The 22,290-nt window shown below is 44.6% G+C and carries 21 protein-coding genes and 1 pseudogene; 8 read left to right on the top strand and 14 right to left on the bottom strand.

Going from position 1 to position 22,290, the window contains the following annotated elements; all coding sequences use genetic code 11:
* Window positions 1–10: 10 nt before the first annotated feature.
* The 3 genes from A3738_RS24350 (at window position 11) to zapE (ending at window position 2,343) form a co-directional block, all read left to right on the top strand.
* Complete coding sequence (locus A3738_RS24350; RefSeq protein ID WP_068476927.1) at window positions 11–298, top strand: hypothetical protein; 288 nt, start codon at window positions 11–13, stop codon at window positions 296–298.
* Window positions 295–723 (top strand): hypothetical protein, encoded by a 429-nt coding sequence (locus A3738_RS24345; RefSeq protein ID WP_068478155.1) that lies wholly within the window; start codon window positions 295–297, stop codon window positions 721–723. Before A3738_RS24350 ends, A3738_RS24345 begins: the two co-directional genes overlap by 4 nt.
* Window positions 724–882: 159 nt before the next feature.
* On the top strand, window positions 883–2,343 hold the full coding sequence (gene zapE, locus A3738_RS24340; protein WP_197474007.1) for a cell division protein ZapE: 1,461 nt from the start codon (window positions 883–885) through the stop codon (window positions 2,341–2,343).
* Between the two features lie 86 nt (window positions 2,344–2,429).
* Here the strand turns inward: zapE and A3738_RS24335 are convergent, their stop codons facing one another.
* Window positions 2,430–2,825 (bottom strand): SirB2 family protein, encoded by a 396-nt coding sequence (locus tag A3738_RS24335; RefSeq protein ID WP_068478159.1) that lies wholly within the window; start codon window positions 2,823–2,825, stop codon window positions 2,430–2,432.
* A 1,255-nt stretch (window positions 2,826–4,080) separates the two neighbouring features.
* Here A3738_RS24335 and A3738_RS24330 point away from each other — a divergent pair.
* The 5 genes from A3738_RS24330 (at window position 4,081) to A3738_RS24315 (ending at window position 7,783) form a co-directional block, all read left to right on the top strand.
* The gene (locus A3738_RS24330; RefSeq protein ID WP_156493128.1) at window positions 4,081–4,461 is read left to right on the top strand and encodes a hypothetical protein; all 381 of its coding nucleotides are present in this window, start codon (window positions 4,081–4,083) and stop codon (window positions 4,459–4,461) included.
* A gap of 318 nt (window positions 4,462–4,779) precedes the next feature.
* Window positions 4,780–4,935 (top strand): DUF5993 family protein, encoded by a 156-nt coding sequence (locus A3738_RS32740; RefSeq protein ID WP_369819829.1) that lies wholly within the window; start codon window positions 4,780–4,782, stop codon window positions 4,933–4,935.
* A 13-nt stretch (window positions 4,936–4,948) separates the two neighbouring features.
* Window positions 4,949–5,488, top strand: a complete 540-nt coding sequence (locus tag A3738_RS24325; RefSeq protein WP_068478163.1) for a disulfide bond formation protein B — start codon at window positions 4,949–4,951, stop codon at window positions 5,486–5,488.
* A gap of 249 nt (window positions 5,489–5,737) precedes the next feature.
* Window positions 5,738–6,613 (top strand): DMT family transporter, encoded by an 876-nt coding sequence (locus A3738_RS24320; protein WP_068478164.1) that lies wholly within the window; start codon window positions 5,738–5,740, stop codon window positions 6,611–6,613.
* A gap of 270 nt (window positions 6,614–6,883) precedes the next feature.
* Window positions 6,884–7,783 (top strand): DUF502 domain-containing protein, encoded by a 900-nt coding sequence (locus A3738_RS24315; protein WP_068478165.1) that lies wholly within the window; start codon window positions 6,884–6,886, stop codon window positions 7,781–7,783.
* 309 nt (window positions 7,784–8,092) lie between these two features.
* Here the strand turns inward: A3738_RS24315 and A3738_RS24310 are convergent, their stop codons facing one another.
* The 13 genes and pseudogenes from A3738_RS24310 to xdhA all read right to left on the bottom strand — a co-directional run bounded on the left by A3738_RS24310 (window position 8,093) and on the right by xdhA (window position 21,933).
* Entirely contained in the window at window positions 8,093–9,313 is a 1,221-nt protein-coding gene (locus A3738_RS24310; protein WP_082878193.1) for a sodium-dependent transporter, read from the bottom strand.
* Between the two features lie 232 nt (window positions 9,314–9,545).
* Window positions 9,546–9,881, bottom strand: coding sequence for a zinc ribbon domain-containing protein YjdM (locus tag A3738_RS24305; protein ID WP_068478166.1), 336 nt, complete (start codon window positions 9,879–9,881; stop codon window positions 9,546–9,548).
* A gap of 68 nt (window positions 9,882–9,949) precedes the next feature.
* A pseudogene (locus A3738_RS31485) lies at window positions 9,950–10,165 on the bottom strand (cupin domain-containing protein); the annotation flags it as partial.
* A 151-nt stretch (window positions 10,166–10,316) separates the two neighbouring features.
* Complete coding sequence (locus tag A3738_RS24295) at window positions 10,317–10,991, bottom strand: LysE family translocator (RefSeq protein ID WP_082878194.1); 675 nt, start codon at window positions 10,989–10,991, stop codon at window positions 10,317–10,319.
* A gap of 748 nt (window positions 10,992–11,739) precedes the next feature.
* Window positions 11,740–12,930, bottom strand: a complete 1,191-nt coding sequence (locus tag A3738_RS24290; protein WP_068478170.1) for a urate hydroxylase PuuD — start codon at window positions 12,928–12,930, stop codon at window positions 11,740–11,742.
* A 12-nt stretch (window positions 12,931–12,942) separates the two neighbouring features.
* A complete protein-coding gene (guaD, locus tag A3738_RS24285; RefSeq protein WP_068478171.1) occupies window positions 12,943–14,238 on the bottom strand; it encodes a guanine deaminase in 1,296 nt (431 codons plus the stop codon).
* 16 nt (window positions 14,239–14,254) lie between these two features.
* Window positions 14,255–14,761: an ureidoglycolate lyase gene (locus tag A3738_RS24280; protein WP_068478172.1), complete on the bottom strand. Its 507-nt coding sequence runs from the start codon at window positions 14,759–14,761 to the stop codon at window positions 14,255–14,257.
* Window positions 14,762–14,765: 4 nt separating this feature from the next.
* Window positions 14,766–15,107 carry a hydroxyisourate hydrolase gene (gene uraH, locus A3738_RS24275; RefSeq protein ID WP_068478173.1) on the bottom strand — a complete coding sequence of 114 codons (342 nt, stop codon included), beginning with the start codon at window positions 15,105–15,107 and terminating at the stop codon, window positions 14,766–14,768.
* Between the two features lie 284 nt (window positions 15,108–15,391).
* A complete protein-coding gene (gene uraD / locus A3738_RS24270) occupies window positions 15,392–15,916 on the bottom strand; it encodes a 2-oxo-4-hydroxy-4-carboxy-5-ureidoimidazoline decarboxylase (RefSeq protein ID WP_068478174.1) in 525 nt (174 codons plus the stop codon).
* A 15-nt stretch (window positions 15,917–15,931) separates the two neighbouring features.
* Entirely contained in the window at window positions 15,932–17,047 is a 1,116-nt protein-coding gene (gene alc, locus A3738_RS24265) for an allantoicase (protein WP_068478176.1), read from the bottom strand.
* 28 nt (window positions 17,048–17,075) lie between these two features.
* On the bottom strand, window positions 17,076–18,011 hold the full coding sequence (gene xdhC / locus A3738_RS24260; RefSeq protein ID WP_068478178.1) for a xanthine dehydrogenase accessory protein XdhC: 936 nt from the start codon (window positions 18,009–18,011) through the stop codon (window positions 17,076–17,078).
* A 36-nt stretch (window positions 18,012–18,047) separates the two neighbouring features.
* Entirely contained in the window at window positions 18,048–20,447 is a 2,400-nt protein-coding gene (gene xdhB, locus A3738_RS24255; protein WP_068478180.1) for a xanthine dehydrogenase molybdopterin binding subunit, read from the bottom strand.
* Complete coding sequence (gene xdhA / locus A3738_RS24250; protein ID WP_068478185.1) at window positions 20,440–21,933, bottom strand: xanthine dehydrogenase small subunit; 1,494 nt, start codon at window positions 21,931–21,933, stop codon at window positions 20,440–20,442. Before xdhA ends, xdhB begins: the two co-directional genes overlap by 8 nt.
* Between the last annotated feature and the right edge of the window lie 357 nt (window positions 21,934–22,290).

Below are 22,290 nucleotides of genomic sequence, written 5' to 3'. Positions count from 1 at the left end.
CATTTTATCGATGAAAAATTCAGATAGATCTGGTGGTTGTATGCTCTGCGATCGTGTCGTTCCACTGACTTTTCATCACCTTATTCCGAAGAAAGTACATCGCAGAAAACACTATCGTAAACATTTCTTGAAGGAACAATTACAAAGCGGAATTTTCATATGCCGAGCTTGTCATAAGGCTATTCATACACTGTATGACGAGATGACGCTAGCAAAACAACTGAGTTCGCTAGAAGCACTGCAAGCAGATCGTGCATTGATTAAACATGTCTACTGGGTGCGTAAACAGAAAGCATGAGTGAGATAAAGGACACAGAGATATTGCCTCTGATCGACAAGGTGTTCGACTTTAACTCTATCTCTCTTGTCGAACTACTAAATTTGCGTGTGCTGCTGCATGATCAAGATCCAATGGTTGATCTTGAGCGGGATTTGAAGGAGCTGTCTCTATACCCCGAGCGCTTAACAGGAAGCTATCAATACGAATGGCTCACCTACTGCAGACGTGCTTTATTTAGTAAGTGCAAAGAGCAAAAATTCTCATCTATTGAAACGCTGAATACTTTTCTGCTCGATTACAAGCATACGTTGGTAAGGTTAGAGCATGTCACCTCGGACACCGAAGTTAAAATTACCCAAACCTTGAGGCTGCTGAATACAGAGAACATACGTTTATTTGAGTCAGCTGCGAGTCGACGAATTCGCGAATTTATCCAATCTTGAGAAGCACGTGTTTCCACCAGCCATAACCTCCGCTGTACTAGTTTTGTACAAGTTGAACTGCGAAATTTGAGCCTCTAATACAAATCCATTTGATACCCATACAGAGTACTTTATCGTCGAGTTTATAAACTCACTGACTCCATAACTAAGAATATGATGATGAAGACGATGATAGAAAAACATCGCGTCGCTCAGCGGTGCTTTTCGATAGGCCCTGTGTCTGCGGCTTATGAACTCATGGTGGACGCGGGGGAGGTGCGACGAGATGACGCGCAAGTCGCTCTAGCAGCAAAATTAGATGACTTGCATGAGTCTCTTGCCTCGCTCCCGCCAGTACCCTTGCTTACCGACGAGCAGATAGAGAGCAGCCGTTCAAGCAGCAGACCACTGTTACTGGCACGATCTATGGCATCCGCCCAGTCTTTTCTTCGAAAGAAGTTTCATTTATGGTCCTTTGGTCTACCACCTCGGGGGATTTACATTCATGGACCGGTCGGGGTCGGCAAGAGTTTTCTAATGGATCTCTTTTACGCGTTGGTTAATGTTTTTGATGATTCGCGCTGCAATAATGACAGATTCAAACACGCAAAAATTACCAAACGCCGCGTCCACTTTCATGAATTCATGCTAGACGTCCATCATCGAATCTTTGTCTACAAACAGAAGCACCCACGAGGTGATGCGATTCCCATCATTGCGCAGCAATTAGCACAAGAAGCCCAACTCCTGTGTTTCGATGAATTTCAGGTGACAGACGTTGCCGATGCCATGATTTTGAAAAGACTGTTTTTATTATTATTGGATTGCAATGTCGTAGTCGTGGCCACCTCGAATCGCTCCCCTGATGCCTTATATGAGGGAGGCATTAACCGGTCCCTCTTTTTGCCATTCATAGATATGTTGAAACATACGTTCGACATTATTTCGATGGAGGGCTCCACCAAGGATTATCGACTCGAAAATCGAGCGGATGGTCAATCCTATTTTTGGTCAAACAAGGATGTTCAGGGCGATAATAGTAGTAATAACGACATGCAGGCGCAGTTGGAAGAAATATTTGGTGGCACTGCATCCGGAGCTGAGTCTGAGATCATTAAAGTTCGCTTCGGTCGCACCGTCCAGGTCGCCCGATTGAATGACCGGTGCGCCTGGTTTGACTTTTCCGAGTTGTGCTATCAACCGCTCGGTGCGGCCGATTATCTTTCTCTCTGCGACCGATTTCCGGTCCTCATCATGGACAACGTCCCCCAATTGGATGCCAACCATCTCAACGAAGCGCGACGCTTCGTGACCCTCATTGATGCGTGTTATGAATCTCGCACCCGCTTGGTGCTAGCGGCACAAGTCCCACTCGACGAATTATTTGTCGATTTTGAAGCGCAAGTCGAAAGCAGTGATGGGGATGAAGAATTGTTTGTCAGTGAGAAGGGGGGAAACTCGAGTTCCTTTGCGACGACCATGATTCGCACCAAAGATGGGGAACATATGGAGTGGTCGGCGACGGGTCTAATTGGAGTGTCACTGGCACAATTTTCGTCCGCCAATGATCTCGCCTTTTCTTTTCGACGAGCCGCGTCTCGATTAGTAGAAATGGGTGGAAAGGAATGGGGGCGCGAATGACGGATCCGAACGTAGCTTAAATCCCGTCGAGCACGCAAGCGATCCGAGTCGCCTTTATATAAAGCTCGCTGCGTTTAGTTCTTCCTCTATATGAAACTAAAAACCGACCAAGCAGATTTGCTATGCGCTGCTCCAATAATAAATACATAACAGCTTAGCCCTGCGAGCAGGCCGACAAGGCGGTTGCGGGTTGTGTTACCCCAATGCAGTATCATCAAGCCAAATCCGATATACAACAATAACGCAATGATCTTCGCGACTAGCCAAGGCTGTTCGCTCGGCCACAATGCCCACGTTACCATCATGATTAAACCTGACAGTAGTATAAATGTGTCGATGAGGTGAGGGAGTATTCGGGTGAGCTTATGCTCGAGCAGTGCTCTTTGCTTTGATGAGAGAATGCCTCTTAGTAGAAAGCCTAATCCTGTGAGGTAGGCACAACTTACGTGAAATCGCGGTTGCTTAAATAGTACCGCAGAAATGCAAAAGTACGCTGGCGTTGCGCTGGGTGTAGATAACAGCGGGAAGACAATCTGGATTCATTAGTGCTGGAAATGCGCCAAGTTTATACGGCAAACATTGGTGGAGAGGGTAGAAAAGTCAGTGCATGCATCTGACTGGATAGGTTCACACTAAATCAACAGCGGACCAAAGGTTTATTACAAAACGCAGCAGTGCGAGCTTAGGCGTTCAATTGGATATGGATTATTTATCGTTATTGGAAAACGAGAACCCCATAAAACGAGTCAAAATAACGGAAGTTCTTGCAAGCGAAAAACTTACCATTACTTGCTTAAAAATGGTTAGCAAATGATTCAGGACGTGAAGCTGATTTTGAATAAGCTTTTTGATTAATCACCGGCTCTGAGAGAGTTGAGGTTATGTTGCTCTGTTGAAGCCTCAAAACAATCGACTTGGCCAACAATAAAACATCCGAATTATGCGCTCAAAAACGTGTATTAATTAACATTTGTAATGAAATTACAAAGAATCGGATTTACAACTCCTCACGAAACCTGTGAGATAAGATGCGTTTTTCCCAGACCTCCTTCTTATATTGTTTAAAAAATTGCTTAAAAGTTTGGTATTGAGTTTAAACGGCCCCTTGTCAATCCTAATCACTCTTTCTCGCAAAGAATATCTTGATTATTGGAGAGGGGATAATGTTTTAGTGTCTGATTTATTAAAATAAAAATTATTTTTTATAATTCGTAGCGATGCAATATTGTCTGCAGTTTATACGGAATTATGTAAGATTTTTTGTTATGCATAAGAATATGGAAGAGAAAGCCATATTCATATTTTCAGGGCCATGTCTAAGAGTATTCCCAAGGATAGTTATATACAACTTTCTCCATACAAATGATGTGTCATCAATGTTAGAGAAGTTTGAATTACGCTATCTAGCTGAAACAAATGTAAATCTTATTTATGCAAAAGGTAGAAGAGGGAGGATCCACAGATATCGTTGAACACTTTAAATCCCTGATTGAAACCAATTTCTAAGCTTTACCGATAACGTTAAAGTGTTTATTGATCTGATTAAGGTACTTTTAATAAAGTTAAACAGTATTGGAACAAAGAGTGTAAAAGAGAGCGCTTACCAGAATTAAATTCAATTTTTGAAAAATCCTAGCACGCATAAGCTGCGCAAGTAGCAAGCTACATCCGATTGTTGGACAAAGTTAAAGCAATGTCATTAATGTGGGCGTTAGTCAAACTCAGGACAACTATTACGTGTCATATAAGATAGGTTGGATTAAAAACGGAGTTTTAGTCGAGTTTGTAGGTGAGACTTCGATAGAAGATATAGATGAGGCGAATCAAAAGCTTTACGAAGACGAGCGCTTGTATTCTTGTTTGTTTGTTGTTTTTAACTTTGATTCAGCAGACCTCTCAAAAGTCACATTAGAACAAGTAAGGATTACGGTCGAAAGTGATAGAAATATCTCTTTAGAGTTCCCTGATCCAATACTTGTTATTACCTCCAATCATCCAATTACAGATGCCCTGATCTTCTACTATCAGTTAACCGCAGAGTCGTTTGATGTAAAGTGGGATATAAAAAGATTTGGTAGTGTAAAAGATGCATTGCGATGGTGTTATGAATTGGCCTAACAAGGTCAGCTAGCATGCCATCTTTCCGTTTTCTTGGTATTTATATTGATAGGTCATTGTAGTTATTTGATCTTACATATGATCCTACGCTAGGTGTTAAGGATGTATTCTTGCAACTTGTTGGTAAGTTTTTTGATGCTAACTTAATCCAAACAAATCAATTATCGAAAAACTAGAAGTAACATAAACTCATTCTTTGAATGGATAAGCGTCTATAATTTTGATCGCTTTATTTCGCACTGGACGTTTGTACTAGGCAATGACTATATTCTTGTAGAGTTAAAACCCTTGAACTCTGTAATTCGGGTTATATAAACCATGATGACACTAATTTTTTTTATTTTGTTTGCTGCAATATTAGCTATATTCTTCGATAAGAAAGCACTGGGAAATGGGCTTTTTGGAGTTGCCTTAATAATCAGTTTATATTGGTTAAATTACCACGCTACAGACCCGCTTTCGATTCTGTTGTGAGGAATCAATTACAATGAACCGTAATCACATTATTGTTTTAAATATATTTGCTTTATTGGGCCTGAATATTGTCTTAATAGTGGGATTGGCGCTTCAGATATTGCTTAATGAGTTGCCTTGCCCTTTATGCTTACTTCAACGTATTGGCTTTGTAATGGTTATGTTTGGATTTATGCTAAATGTAAGGCACGGGATTGAGCAACGTCATTACGGTGTCATTCTTTTGGGAGCTATATTTGGTGCGGCGGCGGCACTTCGACAGATGGCCTTACATGTTATTCCTGACACTCCCGCTTATGGCAGTCCTATCTTTGGCATGCATTATTATACTTGGGCTTTTGTTTTGTTTAGCGCGACCGTACTCGGAGTCGCTATATTGCTAATTTTATGGAAAGAGGAATGGCAGTCAAAAACATATGAAATTACGATCTGTGGTCGTTGGGTATGTTTGCTCACTATTGCAACTGTGGGCGTGAATCTCCTATCAACTTTTGTAGAGTGTGGTCCATTTGAATGTCCGGCAAATCCAGTACGCTATTGGTTATTCAATTAGTCTCCAATCCAACGATTTAATTCTCTGTGGCATCTGATTTATCCACACTAACTGAATGTCGAAAAAATCGTAATTTATTCAATATATTTGCTGACTGTTATATTCGGAGATTATTTTAATTGCAATCCATTGCATTGCGACAGCAAATAGGAAAATAGAGATTTTCAATGGGTACTGCATTCGGTTTCTCATGCCCTGTCGTGCATTTTATTTCACTTCTGCCGTTATCACCAAATCTAAGCGAGAAATATGAATAATGATTCAAAAGGGATGTTATACGGTCTGATTGGTATTCTCTCATTTGGTTTGACATTGCCTGTCACGCGCTACGTAATAGAGTATTTTTCTCCGATGTTCATAGGCCTCGGTAGAGCTACCGTGGCTGGTATTTTTGCGGCATTATTACTCATCATAACGAGGCAATCTGTCCCTTCAAAAGAACAGCTATACAAATTAATTATTGTTGCACTGGGCGTAGTCGTCGGTTTTCCTGTTCTTTCATCCGTTGCAATGCAAACTGTTCCTGCGTCACATGGAGGGGTTGTACTAGCAATACTACCTTTAGCAACTGCTATTGTTGGAGTCGTGATATCCAATGAAAAACCATCATTTGGATTTTGGGTTACAAGTGTTTTAGGAAGCATGCTAGTCGTTATTTATTCAGTACTTAATGGCGCTAATGCTCTTCATTGGGGTGATATTGCGCTATTTTTCGCCGTATTGAGTGCAGCTATTGGCTATTCTGTCGGAGGGTTATTGTCGAAAGAAATCGGTGGCTGGAGAGTTATATGCTGGGCACTTGTCATATCTACACCGTTCATTTCTATATTTGCACTTTATCATTTCCCGCCAGAATGGAGCTCGGTACCAATAAATATTTGGCTGGGCTTTCTTTATCTTGCACTAGTTAGCCAGTTAATTGGTTTTTTCTTTTGGAACAGAGGATTAGCCATTGGAGGAGTTGTGAGAGTTAGTCAAACACAATTATTACAGCCCTTTGTCACCATTATTGCATCTGCTTTACTTCTTGATGAAATTCTTAAGCTTGAAACTGTAATATTTGCATTGTTAATAGTGATCCTCGTGGCGATAGGAAAGAAACAACCGATATCTGTAGTAGACTAGCTAATTAGTTAAGCTGATTTGAGAGTAAGAATGATCTCCCATGTGTAGGAAAAGTTATGATGCGTGATTATCTCCGTTATTTTTGGAAAGGTCCTAGGAAAGCGGGGTGATTATACTTCACGTGTAATTTGACTATGTGTTATGGATATTAGAAAGAGACCATATTTTTGTCGTAAATCATCAGTATTGTACGGATGTCCCTAAGGATTTCGAAGTGACTAATACTTATCAGACTTTTAATTGACGGACTTTGTTTAGAGATATCAATCAATGACTCAAATAGATAGAAAAGATTTCGCGAAGAAAACACTTCTTGGTGGGGTGGTTATTCTATTACCAGTTGCTCTTTTGGTGATGGGCTTTAGATGGTTGTTCCAATTAGTAACGGATCTTATTAAGCCGCTCGCGAATCTAATCATCAATGTAGTAGGTATGCCAGAAATTTTTGCAGATATTCTAGTCTTAACAGGCATGGCTGGTTTGTGCTTTGTAACTGGGTGGCTGGTGACAACAGCTGGCGGTTCATGGTTCCATACGAAATTTGATACCCATTTAGCTCGCTACGCTCCAGGTTATCGTATCATGAAAGATATCGTAGGCCAGTTTTTTGGTGATGTCAGTAAATCCCCATTTGCTAAAGGAGAGGTTGCATTGGTCAAGCTTTTTGGAGACTGCACTACCGAAGTGACGGCACTTGTCACAAGTAAGCATGATGATGGACGATATACTATCTTTATGCCGACCGGTCCGAACCCTACTTCGGGAAATATTTATCATGTTAAGCAGGAACAGGTAACGCTTTATCCTGAGATTTCCGTGAGTGATGCAATGAGGACTATTATCGCGTGTGGTGCAGGCTCGGGAGAGTTAATAGCAAATACGAGTGCTGTTGGATCCAATGTAAGAACGTCGACAAAACAGGAAACCTCAAAAGGTGATAGTTCCTCCGATGATTTGGGGGATTTAATTCAAGATACGCTTTTAGATAAGCGCATTAAACTCTGCTTGCTTAAACACGGTATTGAAACTTTGAATGACTTGCGCCAACTAAGTGAGGATGAGCTGAAAAATATAAAAGGCCTAGGGCCAAAGCGTTTGGAACTAGTGAAGACTTATTTGAATGCAGTGTCTACAGAAACAAAACGTAAAAACTTTAATAAAAATGTCTGAGGTTCTCGGGGACCCTATTAATAATGTAAATGTTTGTTAGCTGACATGCAGGCCTCTCTAGTAAACGTGATCTGCTTTTAGCTTATTAAACAAAGTAAACGTGAACCATTAATTTTTGGTGTAGTCAGGATACTTAGCCTATCAATCGAGTTAGTATTTTGAATCGTCAATAATTCCATAGTTTCTTTTTAGTTCGATAAACTAGCAAATGAGAAGTATTTACGATGCGATATCGTCGCGTGCGAATGCGTGTGATTGTATGATTTTGAATATGCGCCTTCAATTTCTCAAAACTAAAAAATGACCAACTTACAGCAGCCCCAAACCATTTAGCATAACAAGGGCAATGCAAACTGGCGCTATGAAGCGAATTGCTAGGAACCATGATTTGAACCAAAATGTTAATTTCAATGCGAGTACTTCTTCGATTTCGTTTCTATGCATTCTCCAACCGATCAATACTGCGACAAGTAGTCCACCAAGAGGCAGCATATAGTTTGCTGTTGCGACATCTAAGAAGTTGAATACGTCGCCAGAAGCTGCAGAAGCTGCAGAAGCGGCCGCACCAATCCACGCAATCGCACATAGACCTGTCACAGAAACAACACGCTTCACGCCTTTGCGCTCAAACCATGCTGCAGAAGGTTCGATCAATGAAATTGAAGAACTTAGTGCTGCGAGAGTTAGCAATACGAAGAACATAAGCCCGATGAACTGACCACCAAACATTTGGCTAAATGCATTGGGTAGTGTCACGAATACAAGGCCTGGACCTGCGCTTGGCTCTAGACCATGCGCGAACACAAGTGGGAAAATCATCATGCCAGCAATAAGCGCCACTAGTGTGTCGACTAAACCGATTGTTAATGCGGTCTTGCCGATGTTGACGTCTGTGCCCATGTACGCTCCATACGCCATGATGCTACCCATACCGAGAGATAGCGTGAAGAAAGCTTGACCCATCGCGGCTAGTACAACGTCCATGGTGATTTTAGAAAAATCTACCTTCCACATGAACTTCATACCACGCGCGACATCACCGGCGAATAAGGCGTAACCAAGCAAGATTAGAAGGATAATAAACAGGGCAGGCATCATCACTTCAACCGCTTTACCAATTGACTTTGCGCCACCGACAACCAACAAACCTGTTAAAACAATAAAGATAGTGAGGTATATAAGCTGTAAGCCAAAGTTAGAGGTGAGTTCGCCAAAGTGACCGCTGATAGCCTCTGCAGGTGCATTCATGTAGCTGCGGCTCAGCGAAGCAATGATGTAATCTAAGGGCCAACCAGCGACCACGCTGTAGAACATCAAGATCATAATGCCTGCGCATAAGCCCATTGCCGGTAGTAAGAACCAGTTTTTCGATAAACCATTATGTGCTGCATGATGCTCGACTGCATCAATCGGGTTTGCTTTAGCACTTCGGCCTATAGCGATCTCTGCCATCATGATCGGCAGACCCAACAATAAAATAAACGCGAGATAGATCAGTACGAACGCGCCACCGCCGTATTCCCCAGTCATGTAAGGGAATTTCTAAATATTACCTAAACCGACGGCAAAACCTGTTGCTGCAAAAATGAACGTGAGTTTTGAGGGCCACGTAACGGTAGGGCTAGCAAACATAATCGTCCTTCTTTCGAGGTCTTTTAAACGCGAAAATAATAGTCTTGCTTGAGCGAAATTAAAGCCCGCATTGGTAAATAATAGAAAAAGCTTATTTTTTGATCAGATGCGTTATAAGCGCCTGAGCTCGTTAGGCTTTTTTTACATATTGTGCGGTCACCATCATTTCACCGGCGCCATCTACACGGCAGTCTAACTGATGGTCTTTTCCATCTTTGATACGCCAAATGAGGGCCTTGGTTCCTACTTTTAATATTTGAGAGCTGCCTTTCACTTTTAGATCTTTAACCAAAGTCACTTTGTCGCCTTCGGCTAATAGCGTTCCATTAGCGTCTTTCACTTTTAGCATGTCTTCTTCGGCTTGCTCGGCAGGGTTCCACTCGTATCCACACTCTGGGCAAATGAGTAGGTCTCGGTCTTGATAGACATATTCAGAGTTGCAACTAGGACAGGGCAGCAGTGACATGATTACTTAAATCTTCGATTGGGCGATAGGGTTGGGAGAATAGCGCAATCTATCGGGGCTTCCTAATATTAAGCGGATTCATAGTTTTCAGTAATAAAGCGAGGTGTGCAGATTGCCATAAAGATTAAGTCTTCTTCGCCAATGTTTGTGATGCGTTGTCGATCCATAGGGGGGATGCTGGCAGTATGACCTTGGCTGACTTCTCTTGGTCGGTTGTCACCAATCTCGACCAAACCAGTTCCTGAAACAATTACATAGCGCTCAGTTGTATCTTTCAAACGATGCCATGTGGTAGCAACGCCTGCCTAAACGCGAGCCTGAGTAATAGACACAACTGGGTCTTCAGGATTATTTGATAATTTTGTGATGTAACAGCATTCGGCTTCGAACAGGGGTTCTTGGGGTATATAGGGAGCTTATTGGTTTTTGTTCTGATTAAAGCATTGCACCAATCGCTACCCCAATAAATAGGGTCGCAGAGACGAAATCTAATCGGCGCTGGTTTTTAGGATTCGTGAATAACCCCGATACAGATTTCGCCGCTAGGCCATAGCTTAATTTGCATAAGCAATCAGCTATAAACCACGATCCGACGATCACGGTAAGTTGAACGAGCAAGCTTTTTTGAGGATCAACAAACTGAGGCAGTAGGGCGATAAAAAACAAGATGTCTTTCGGATTACTAATCCCCATTAAAAATGCTTGATGAAACAGTGGCATTTTTTTATCCGGATGACTTATTTGATGAGAAGTTTGATGGGATGCTTGATTTGTTTCTGTTGTTGGCTCGCTTATTTCGCTGGAAGGTTGAATCAGTTGAATTCCTAAGTACAGCAAATAGGCTGCACCGGCGTAACGGATGATATTGAACAATAACTCTGAGCTGACAACGATCGCACCTAGGCCTGATGCTGAAATAATTAGCAATACGCTTGAGGCCAAGCTGCCACCGAAGAGCACTGGTGTAGAAGCACGAATGCCTTGTTTAAGCGTGCTGTTTACCATTAATAACGATAAAGGGCCCGGTATCGCGATGACGATGATGATCGCGGTGAAGTAGAGGAGCCAAGTTTCAATTTGCATTCGATACCCGTTTTCTGTTGGTGTCATGCCGGACGTGATCCGGTATCTTTCAGCCTTACAGGCTGGTTTAATTTAGTACTACTTATCTTGTTTTTATGTTCTTTCTTGCTCGCACAAGAAAGAACCAAAGAAGTGCGTACCTGCTCTTCGGCCCTTCGGGTTCATTCGTAACTTGGTTAAAAATGGCGCTGCGGAACTTATCCGCTTCGCGGATTTCGGACAGTCTTCGCTGTATCCATTTTTAACTTGCAGTTACTCATCCTTCGAGAAGGCAATTTTGCTTCGATAAAGTTGGTGATTACACCAATTTCCTTTCGCGACTCACCTAGTCAGAAAGGGTAGTGTAGGCTTCGATTAAGCTTTACGAATACTCCTAGCTTTATCGGAGTAGCCTCTTTCCCCATCTCGAAGGGCGAAAACTCGCTAGTTCAAATCGGATTAAGCGAGGACTATTTGAGCGTAGCGAGTTCCGCAGCGCCGATTTGAACAAGAGTTTAAGCGTAGCCGAAGACCCTGAGAGTTTGGGTCGCCTTTAGATTCCAAAGACCTTTGGCGATGCAAAGGTCTTTGGGCGCGGTCGGCCGCCGCCGGCAGGATAAATGGAAATAAATCTGTCATGCCGCGAGCCAACGCATAGCCCTTAACTCGACCTTTAGGTCGAAACCTGAAATCGCATCCTGTGGCAAAGCCACAAAAACAAAAAAAGGGGCCAAAGGCCCCTAAAAATTATCAAGCTCAGGAGTTGTGCTTAATAAGGAGTCGTTAATAGCAAATGCTATTTAGAAGCCATCCAATCGATGATTTGCTGACGTTCTTCGTCAGTCATCTGAGTCATGTTGCCAAGGGGCATGTAACCCGTTTGGGTAACTTCAATAAGTTTCTGTTTCATTGCAACAACCGTGTCGATGCTTTCTAGCTCAACGCCTGCTGGTGCGCCCGCTGCTTCAAAACCTGGTTGTGTTGGTTGCGCTGCGTGGCAGGTTGCACAACGTGCCGCCATGATATTCATTGCTTGCTCGTCGCTGATCACAGTTGCGTTCTCTGATGGAGCAACCACTTTTTGTGTGTGCGCCATAACGCCAGCAAGTGCTACAAGCATGACCGCTGCAATCACTAGGATCACAGGCTTGAACTCGCCACGGTGACGCAAGTTAAAGAAGTGACGTGCGAAACCAGTGATAAAGATTATTGCTGCCAATACTGCCCAGCCGTACTCGTGCGAGTAAGTCATTGGGTAGTGGTTGCTGATCATGATGAAGATCAACGGTAGCGTTAAGTAGTTGTTGTGCGTGGAACGCAACTTCGCAAATGCACCGTACTTAGGATCAGGCGCTTCACCACGTTGTACCGCTTCAACAAGCGCACGCTGTGAAGGCATGATGCCGAAGAATACGTTACCCGCCATGATAGAACCGATCAGCGCACCTACGTGGATGTATGCACCACGATCTGAGAATAGTTGGTCTGCAACCCAAGCCGAGAAAGCTAGGAAGGCAAATAGTACAAGACCAAACGCACCGTCTTTATAACGAAGAGGCGTTTTAACAAGAATCTCGTAAACTGCAAAACCGATAGCGATGAAGCTCATACCAAGGCCAATTGCTTCCCACTGGCTAAGTTCAAGCTTGCTGTTGTCGATTAAGAAGCTCTCTGCACCAACGTAGTATACAATCCATAGCATCACCATACCGGTTAACCATGTTGTATAGGCTTCCCACTTGAACCAGTGAAGGTTCCTAGGCATCGCTTCTGGCCCAAGCTTGTACTTGGCAACTTCATAGAAACCACCACCGTGGATTGCCCAAAGGTCACCACCGATGCCTTTGTCTTTTTTCCACTGCGGCGGATTTTCAAGGCTGTTATCAAGCCATACGAAATAGAACGACGCGCCAATCCACGCGACACCCGCGATGACATGGAACCATCGGAAGAATAGGTTTAACCACTCTAGGAAATAAGCTTCCATTGTAAATATCCCTTATTGTTTCTCGTGGGCAAGTTCGCCCGCGACATAAGTTGCTTTAACTGAGCGGTCGTCGCCCAAAATGATCATTGCGAACAGCTTCTCGAAGAGTGTTTTACACTTCGACTGCTTCAAACTCATCAATGGTGTTGAATCGTAATCAAGTACCGCAAAGTCAGCTTCGCGATCTGCCTGGAATGAACCAATCTTGTCGTCTAGTTGAAGTGATTTTGCGTTGCCTAAGGTCGCCAAGTACAAGCTCTTAAGTGGGCTTAATTTTTGACCTTGTAGCTGACAGATTTTGTAAGCTTCGTTCAAAGTTTGAAGCATAGAGAAGCTTGTGCCACCACCAACATCTGTTGCAACGGAGTAGCTCACTTTCTCTTTTTCAAGCTTTTCTACATCTAGCAAGCCACTACCTAGGAATAGGTTAGAAGTGGGGCAGAAGCTCACGCTTGCGCCTGTTTCGCGAAGACGTTCGTGCTCGCGAGGCTCAAGGTGAATACCATGAGCAAACACTGAGCGAGGGCCTAGCAAACCGTACTGGTCGTAAACGTCTAAATAGTCTTTGGTTTCAGGGAAAAGCTCACGAACGAAAGCGACTTCGTCTTTGTTTTCACTGATGTGTGTTTGCATGAACGTGGTTGGGTGCTCTGCCATTAACTGGCCAGCTTTTTCCAATTGCTCATGCGTAGAGGTGATCGCAAAACGCGGTGTGATCGCGTAAAGCTGACGGCCTTTCTCGTGCCATGCTTCGATCAACTCTTTGCTGTCTTGGTAAGAGCTTTCTGGTGTGTCGGTGAGGAACTCTGGCGCGTTGCGATCCATCATTACCTTACCGCAGATCATACGCGTATTGCGTTGCTCTGATGCTTCAAAGAAAGCTTCAACACTTTGCTTGTGCACCGTACCGAATACAAGCGCTGTTGTAGTACCGCACTTCAATAGCTCGTCTAAGAAGAAGTTAGCGATTTTAGACGCATATTTTTTGTCTTCAAATTGACGTTCAGCAGGGAAGGTGTAGTTATTCAACCAGTCTAATAGCTGTTCGCCATACGATGCGATCACTTCAACCTGAGGGAAGTGAATGTGTGTGTCGATCATACCTGGAATGATAAGTTTGCCAGAATAATCAACGACATCCGCATTGTCGTATTTGCCAGTAAGTGCTGAAGCTTCGCCAGTTTCTAGCACTTTACCGTCTTGAATTACGAGTGCGCCATCTTCAAAGTACTCATAAGCTTTCTCGCCGTCGACATCAGGGTCTGACAAGAAATGGAGAATAGATGCGCGATAAAGTTTGATACTCATAGTTTAATCTTTACAGCTATAGTGAAATTTCGATTTTTACGTCGTCGTCAAGGTAGATTTCTTCACAGTTGTGGCCATCACCAGAACGGTCTACAACAAGAAAATCACAGACTTTGTATAGGCCAAGCACAGGGTGATGCCAAGTGTTCTTTCTGTAGTTCACACCTTGGTCTTTGGTTGCTAAGAACAGGTGTAAATTTTCCGGCTTCAAGTCTTCAACCGGATCGCCTACCAATACCAAGTAGTCTTCGCCAGAAAGTGGCTGAAATGATTGAGATCCAAATGGGTGGCGCTCCATCATCTTGATTGGCATTGGCAGCGCACGTGGTTGTGCACGGAAAATATTAATGATCACTTTGTCATCAGCAGGGTTCTCAACTTCAGTCGTAACCAAGTTATGAAAACGCTCTGTGTTGCCATCATTGATCATGATTGGCTTGTTGCCATCGCACTGAACCACTTCACCGAAAGGCGCAAATGCCTCAGCTGTAAGTGGCTTAGGTGTGAGTTTGTAAGTCGCCATGCGCTTAGCTGCCTCGGTACGTAGAGATGCCGTAAGCAGAAACTAGAAGTGGCACGTGGTAGTGCTCTTCAGGCTTCTCGATACGGAAGTCAAAGTTTACGCTTGGGTAGAAACAGGTTTTGCCTTGCTTCTCGAAGTAGCTATCCGTATCGAAAACGATGCGGTAGATGCCTTTTTCACGGTCTTGGCCTTCGAGCCAATCAGTGATGCGGCCATCGCTGTTAGTCACTCCAGAGGCGATCTTTGTCCACTCGCCGTCTACTTGCTTGAAAAGCTCAACTGCGATGTCTGCTGCTGGGCCGCCTAGGTTAGTATCTAGTACATGCGTTGTAATAGGACTTGCCATGGTAAGTTTTCCTACTTTCGTAAATTCTCGTTTGCTTTATAGAAGGCACCATATGCTTTGTTAAAACTGTACTCGCTCTGTCACGTACTTGCGTGTACGCTCCCTTTCTGCGCGCAGTTTTGCCTTGCCTATGGCGCTCCTATTTCAGCACCGTAACCTTGGGTGACAGTGCTTCTTTCAACTTGTTTAATGCTTTCTATCGCAGCACCGAAACTATCTCAGGACAGTGCTTAATTCCTTCGTCGTTCCCGCGCAGGCGAGAACATATCTGTCTAACTTTCGAACTATGCGCTTGGAAGCAACTTATCAATACGAATTGCGGTGATTAGTGCTTGCTGACCCGCTGCATTCTGAAGCTCAGTCTCACGGTCGTTCGGTAGACGTTGCTGAAGAAGTTCGTTCATTTCAGCGGCGCTTTTACCGGTTGCACAGACGATGAAGATAAAGCCAAACTTTTCTTCGTAGTCGGTGTTACCTTGCGCAAGCGCTTCAATCGTCGCGTCATCTGCTTCGTTTACTGAAGACTGTTCACCTGAAGCAAGCTTCTTGGTGTGCGCGTACTTTTCACGAAGACTAGTCACGTCACCAATTTTTGGGTGGCCTTCGAAGGCTTCCAAAAAGTCTGCTTCGCCCATGTTTGCCCAAACGTCTTTCGCCGCTTGATGACACGCTTCGATCGATGCGAAAGGACGTGCTTCAACCATGCCTGCTACCCAGCGTGAGCTGGTGCAGCAGTTTGTGAATGCGAAAGTTGCGTCTTCTGCGTTCAACGCGTTTAGTGCGTCGATTGTGTAAGTTAAATCTGCCATGTTCGTATCAGTCCCTTACTTCGCTTCTGGGTAGCCCCAGAGACGTAAGCGACTGATGCCACCATCTGGGTACATTTTGATGCGAATGTGCGTGAAGTTTGTTTCAGTGTTTTGAACTTCTGCAGTGAAGGTGTGCTCACGGTCTGCGTGAAGCACTGTGCGCGGCATGATTTCAGTCCACTCGATTTGGCTCGCTTCTTTACGACCAGCCGTCAATGCGTCTTGATGTGCATCTTGCTCAAGCATGTCAACGTCAGCAGATTGTTCTGCAGTCAGTACAGCGCCTTCTAGTGAGAAACCGTTAGGGTAGTTGCCTTTAAAGTGGCAAGTGTCTACCAAGATCTTGTTGATGCTGCCTTTTGTCGCAAGCTGAAGAACCAACCAGTCATTGTTGCGATCAACAGTCTCATCGCCAACAGTACGACGACGCTTAGTTTCCCAACCGTCACCCATGTTTACGCCACGCTCTGGCATCACAAGGTTTTGCATGTGGCTGAAGAACATGTCTGAACATACAAGAGGGCGTGCGCCATTTTTGATGTATGCAAGGTCTACTGGCTCGTTTGGTAGGAAGTGTGCAGGATCAACAACGACGTCACCGTATACACGCAAACGTGCAACACCACCGTCTGGATACATGTTGAAGCGAACGTGTGTCCAAACTTGCTCTGAAGATTGGTCAGCTACTTCGATAAGGTTTTCGCTACCTGGCTCAACCGCAGTTTTTGGGATGATTTCAACCCATTCAGTGCTGTCGGTAGGCTCGCCAACGATGATTGCAGCTTCAAGAGAAACGTGTTGTGGCGCGTTACCTAAAAAGTGGTTTGTGTCAGCGTTGATCGCTTTGATCACGCCTTGTGCACCTAGCTTGATGATACACCAGTCGTACATCAAGCCATCGTCTGATGATCCATCAGGAAGGAAACGACGACGGCGAGATTCCCAGCCGTCCATCCACTTACCACGATCTGTAAATTTGTCGTCGATAAATACGCCACGGCCTGGCTTAAGCAGGTTTTCCATTTCTGCGAAAAAGTCGTTACTGCAAGATAGCGTTTGACCGCCAAGACGACGCGAAGCAAGGTCGGTGTAACGTAATTCGAAACGGTTCATTTGCGTATGTGGAAGCATGTTCGTTGTTTCTCTCTATAAATAGGTGCTAGTCAATGTTTGTTGAAGTTGATTCGTCTGCACTTGGCGCATTGTTCTCAGTAGGCAGAGAATCAAGCTTCAAGCGATAACCTTGTTCTTGGTTATCTACCTCACCACCAAGCTCTTGCTTGATGTCTTTCCATGCGAGGCCGCGTCTTACTTCAGTTTGTTTGTCGCTGTTTTGGATGGCGATCAGCTCACCCGCAATCGAAACTGCGACTTCCATTGGCAACTTGCCCGGTACTTCTGCAAGTCCAACAGGGGATTTAATGGTCGCGATTTGCTTTTCGCTATAACCGCGATGCGCTAGGCGTTTTACAAAACGCTCAGCTTTTGTATCTGAACCAATCAAACCAATATGGCGCAATTGGCCGTGATCAAGCGCTGCCATACTTAGTTCGAAATCTAAAGCGTGGTTATGCGTCAAAATCAGAATGTCGGAGCCTGCTGGCAAGCTCGCGATTTCATATTGAGGTTCTTCGCTGACAATTTTGGTGACATTGGCAGGCATGGTTTCTGGAAATAGCTCTGGACGAGGGTCAATCCAAGAAACACGACAAGGCAGGGCGCCAAGAATTTTAATCAACTCTTTTGCGACATGACCTGCGCCAAATAAACCAATATGAAAACGGCATGCGCCAAAGGTCTCAATGAGCACTGTTGCGCTACCACCGCAGCACTGGCCTAAAGAAGCACCAAGCGGAAAGTGGTGAATTTGTTGACTGTCTTCATTGGCTGTTAACAGTTCACGCGCTTTGTTGGTCACCACAAATTCTAAGTGGCCACCACCAATGGTGTCGTAGGTACTGTCAGCTGTAATCACCATCTTGCTGCTGTTATCACGTGGCGTAGAGCCCGTGCAGCCAAGAATAGTCACCAAAGCATAAGCGCTGCCAGAATCCTGACATCGCTTTGCTGCATCGAACCATGTTTGTGAGCGCATATGAGTTACCTAAAGTTCCTTTGTCCTAATGTCGTATTAGGAGTTCGCTATGTGCTTGCGAGTTTCGTTCACCGCATTCAATACACACTCAGGCGTTGCTGGTGCGTTCATTGGCGGGCTGAACTTGTATTCCGCCATGCTTGAAACGGCATCGCGTAGTGCTGACCACGCTGAAATACCCAACATGAACGGAGGCTCACCCACAGCTTTCGAGCGGTAGATAGTCTCTTCTTTGTTTGGAAGTTGTTCCATAAGCTTCACGCGGAAGTCGATTGGTGTATCGCCAACTGCTGGAATCTTGTAGGTCGCTGGGCCGTTTGAAAGTAGGCGGCCGTTGTCGCTCCATACGAGATCTTCCGTGGTCAACCAACCCATGCCTTGAATGTAAGCACCTTCGATCTGACCGATGTCGATCGCAGGGTTAAGTGACGCACCAACGTCTTGTAGGATATCTACGCGTGTGACTTTGTATTCGCCGGTTAGGGTGTCCACAATCACTTCTGACACAGATGCGCCGTTTGCGAAGTAGTAGAACGGACGACCTTTACCTGTGTTGCGATCGTAGTGGATCTTAGGCGTTTGGTAGTGACCGCTTGAGAACAGTGGTACACGCGCCATGTAAGCGTTTTGCGTGAATTCCGCAAATGGTGTCCACACTTCTTCTCCGTCTGCTTTTACTGCAACAACGTGGTTGCTTTCAAAGCGAATCTTGTCTTCGCTTGTACCGTGAAGTTCAGCTGCGTACTTGATCATGCCGGCTTTGATGCGCAAACAAGCGTCGCGTGCTGCCATGCCGTTCAAGTCAGAACCTGAAGATGCAGCCGTTGGAGACGTGTTAGAGACTTTGTCAGTACGTGTTGCTGTGACCTGAATAGTGTCTAGGTCGACTTGGAATTCGTTGGCAACAACTTGTGCAACTTTCACGTACAAGCCTTGGCCCATTTCCGTCCCGCCGTGGTTTACTTGGATCGAACCGTCTGTGTAGACGTGAACCAATGCACCGGCTTGGTTAAGGAACTGAACAGTAAACGAAATACCGAATTTAACAGGAGTCAGCGCCAAGCCTTTTTTCAAGAACGCAGAGTTTGCGTTGAATTGCTTGATCTCTTCGCGGCGCTTCCAGTACTCAGAGCTTTCTTCAAGCTGAGAGATCAATTCTGGAAGTACTTCTTGCTCAACCGTTTGGCCGTAGTGTGTTTCGTTACGTGGGTCGATGCTGCCATCTTCCAAGCGCATTGAATCGTGCTTCACGCCGTAAAGGTTGCGCTTACGAATGGTAAGCGGGTCTTCGCCAAGGTGACGCGCAATGTCGTCCATCATTAGCTCAGCCGTGATCACACCCTGTGGGCCACCGAAACCACGGTAAGCGGTCGCAGATACAGTGTGTGTTTTACAACGGTAACCAGTAATGGTTGCATTGTTTAAGTAGTAGGCGTTGTCGCTGTGGAACATCGCTCGGTCAACGATCGCGTCTGACAAATCAGGCGAGTTACCACATTGGCCTGCCACATTAATAACGGCACCTTGAATAAGGCCTTGTTCGTTGAAACCAACTTTATAATCGTTTTGGAAAGCGTGACGCTTACCCGTCATGATCATGTCATCGCCACGAGACATACGGTATTTCACCGGACGCTTAGTGTGGTGCGCTAGCAATGATGCGATACATGCAAGTGGTGCTGCTTGGGTTTCTTTACCACCGAAGCCACCACCCATGCGGCGTACTTCAACGTTTACTTTGTTGATGCTGATATCAAGCACTTCTGCAACGAGCTTTTGTACTTCAGTCGGGTGCTGGCTAGATGTAAAGACATCCATACCGCCGTCTTCTGTCGGTACAACTGTTGAGATCTGACCTTCTAAGTAGAAGTGCTCTTGGCCTTTTACGTAGAAGTCGGCAGAAATAACATGCTCTGAATCAGAAAGTGCTTTGTCTGCATCACCACGTTGGTGTGAGTGCGTAGGGCGAACGAAGAACTGATCCTTCATTGCTTTATCAACAGTAAGTGTTGGCTCAAGTTCTTTGTATTGAATCTGAGCCAAACCAACAGCCGCTTTCGCTTGTTCGTGTGTTTCAGCCGCAATCGCAAAAATAGGTTGGCCGATGTATTCACACTCGCTTTCAACTAATACTGGATCGCCCGGGAAAACTGGGCCAATGTCTGTATGACCCGGAACATCTTTCACTGTAATAACTTTTACAACACCGGGTGCTTTTTCAACAGCGCTTAAATCCATTGATTTGATAAACGCGTGTGCGTATTGGCTACCACCGACCGCTACGTGCAGCGTGTTTGGCAGTTCTGGCATATCGTCAACATATACGGCAGTACCGGCAACTTGTTTCGCCGCACTTTCGTGCTTCATACTTTCGCCAGTTTTACCCTTTGCAGGACGCATGCGTTTGTTATCTTCTACATCAATCAACTTACGCATTGTTATTCTCCTGCGGGTCGTACGTGTTTACTACATCTTTCGCAGAAAGTGTGGTGGTAAAGATTTGCTCTACACGGCTAACGCTTTCTGGGTTAAGAATCTCTAATGCTGCTTTCTCAAGAAGACCTTGTGTTACCTGAATACGGTAACCTGCCGTTGCACGTACATCGCTGAATGGCTGGAAGTCTTCAGAGGCTTTTTCTCCTGCTTTGCGGAAGGTTTCAACCGTCATTGGTTGGTTGATCAATGCTGCTTCAATTGCTGCACCCGCTTTAGGGATGGCAGCCATGCCACCAAAGCCTGTGCGTACAGCCGTAATTTGGCCACCTTGTACTTTTACTTTGATCGCAAGAAGCACTGCTGAAATATCGTCTTCGATACGCTTAGAGATTTTGTACACTTTCAAGTGCTCACACGCTTCGCGGCGTGGAATACGGATCGCGCGGATGTATTCGCCAGTCTGAAGAAGTGTTTTCTTGTAGTCCAAGTAGAAAGTGTCTAAAGGAATCCAGCGATTGCCATTTGCACCCGCGATTTCGATATCTGCATTTAATGCAATTAATACTGGTGGCGCGTCACCGATTGGTGATGCGTTTGCGATGTTGCCGCCCATGGTTCCGTTGTTACGAACTTGGCGTGCTGCGAAACGCTCTAGTAGCTGAGCGAACTCAGGGAAGTGCGCTTCTAATACTTTTTCGCAATCAGTCAGAGATGCTGCACCACCGATGGTGATGTAGTTAGCGTCTTCACTAATTGTTTTCAAGCTATCGATTTGATTGATTGCAACAAGCTTATTAATGCGACGATTCATTTGCGTCACTTCAAGTGCTAGATCGGTTGCACCGGCAACGATTCGTGCATCAGGATGGTGCGCAAGAATCTCTTTAAGCTCTGATTCGGTGCGAGCACTCCAAGATTGACCTTCTTCATTGGAGGTTTCACCTTTGTTTGAAGGTGATGTGCTAGAAGGTGTCCAAATTTCTGCTTTCACTTTGCCTGGGTATGATTTCATTGACTTCGCTGCGTCAATAATTGGCTTGTAGCCAGTGCAGCGGCAAAGGTTGCCAGAAAGTGCGTCGTAAATTTCGTGAAGTGTAAAAGTCTTATCTGAAGGTGTGTTTTCAAATAAAGCGGTTAAAGACATGATGATGCCAGGAGTACAGAAGCCGCATTGTGATCCATGCTTATCTACCATTGCTTGCTGCGCAGGGTGAAGCTCTGAACCATTAGCTAATGCTTCAACAGTAATAAGGCTTTTTCCGTCAATCTGTGCGAGGAAAGTGATGCATGAGTTGATCGCACGGTAATGCCATTCACCATTGTGCATTTCACCCGCTAGTACTGAACATGCCCCACAGTCACCAGAGCCGCAGCCCTCTTTAGTGCCAGTTAAGGATTGGCGTGTTCTCAGATAGCGAAGAACGGTCATATCAGGCTGGATGTTATGTTCGCTAACTTCCTGACCATTTAAGAAAAAAGTAATCACGTCTTTACCTCAAGTTGCTGTAATGCGAGTAAGACTCGCGCAGCAATAGTTTTAGTTCGTTTGACGCCGTTCGCAAATAATACATATTTGTGAAATCAATAAAGGCGTTTTATGCATAAGTTTCACGAGTGTACATTAAAAAACTGACCGAATGGTAAGTGAAATTTGTAAATTCGTTATTTTTTTTGGCTAAATCCCGAACTAATCAACACTTTGAAGCTGTGATATGGATCAATCAAGTCTCAAAATTGAATCTATATAATTACAAATATAACCAAATGGTCAGCTAATTTTCTGAATTTTATCGAATCTCTTATATCTTTTGTTTATAGATGTTATGCGTTGATTTTGGTTTTT

The sequence above is a fragment of the Oleiphilus sp. HI0066 genome (assembly GCF_001635725.1).
Note: the sequence above shows the minus strand (reverse complement) of the source record. Positions and strands in the feature narration are given on the sequence as shown.

Bases quoted from the DNA above. Each gene is read 5' to 3' on its own strand.
- A3738_RS24345 (WP_068478155.1), top strand. From the start codon at position 295: ATGAGTGAGATAAAGGACACAGAGATATTGCCTCTGATCGACAAGGTG.
- uraH (WP_068478173.1), bottom strand. From the start codon at position 15,107: ATGGCAAGTCCTATTACAACGCATGTACTAGATACTAACCTAGGCGGC.
- A3738_RS24305 (WP_068478166.1), bottom strand. From the start codon at position 9,881: ATGTCACTGCTGCCCTGTCCTAGTTGCAACTCTGAATATGTCTATCAA.
- A3738_RS24320 (WP_068478164.1), top strand. From the start codon at position 5,738: ATGAATAATGATTCAAAAGGGATGTTATACGGTCTGATTGGTATTCTC.
- A3738_RS24290 (WP_068478170.1), bottom strand. From the start codon at position 12,930: ATGGAAGCTTATTTCCTAGAGTGGTTAAACCTATTCTTCCGATGGTTC.
- A3738_RS24350 (WP_068476927.1), top strand. From the start codon at position 11: ATGAAAAATTCAGATAGATCTGGTGGTTGTATGCTCTGCGATCGTGTC.
- A3738_RS24315 (WP_068478165.1), top strand. From the start codon at position 6,884: ATGACTCAAATAGATAGAAAAGATTTCGCGAAGAAAACACTTCTTGGT.
- A3738_RS24310 (WP_082878193.1), bottom strand. From the start codon at position 9,313: ATGACTGGGGAATACGGCGGTGGCGCGTTCGTACTGATCTATCTCGCG.
- xdhC (WP_068478178.1), bottom strand. From the start codon at position 18,011: ATGCGCTCACAAACATGGTTCGATGCAGCAAAGCGATGTCAGGATTCT.
- A3738_RS24295 (WP_082878194.1), bottom strand. From the start codon at position 10,991: ATGACACCAACAGAAAACGGGTATCGAATGCAAATTGAAACTTGGCTC.
- A3738_RS24280 (WP_068478172.1), bottom strand. From the start codon at position 14,761: ATGGCGACTTACAAACTCACACCTAAGCCACTTACAGCTGAGGCATTT.
- guaD (WP_068478171.1), bottom strand. From the start codon at position 14,238: ATGAGTATCAAACTTTATCGCGCATCTATTCTCCATTTCTTGTCAGAC.
- zapE (WP_197474007.1), top strand. From the start codon at position 883: ATGAAGACGATGATAGAAAAACATCGCGTCGCTCAGCGGTGCTTTTCG.
- A3738_RS24325 (WP_068478163.1), top strand. From the start codon at position 4,949: ATGAACCGTAATCACATTATTGTTTTAAATATATTTGCTTTATTGGGC.
- alc (WP_068478176.1), bottom strand. From the start codon at position 17,047: ATGCTTCCACATACGCAAATGAACCGTTTCGAATTACGTTACACCGAC.
- xdhB (WP_068478180.1), bottom strand. From the start codon at position 20,447: ATGCGTAAGTTGATTGATGTAGAAGATAACAAACGCATGCGTCCTGCA.
- uraD (WP_068478174.1), bottom strand. From the start codon at position 15,916: ATGGCAGATTTAACTTACACAATCGACGCACTAAACGCGTTGAACGCA.
- A3738_RS32740 (WP_369819829.1), top strand. From the start codon at position 4,780: ATGATGACACTAATTTTTTTTATTTTGTTTGCTGCAATATTAGCTATA.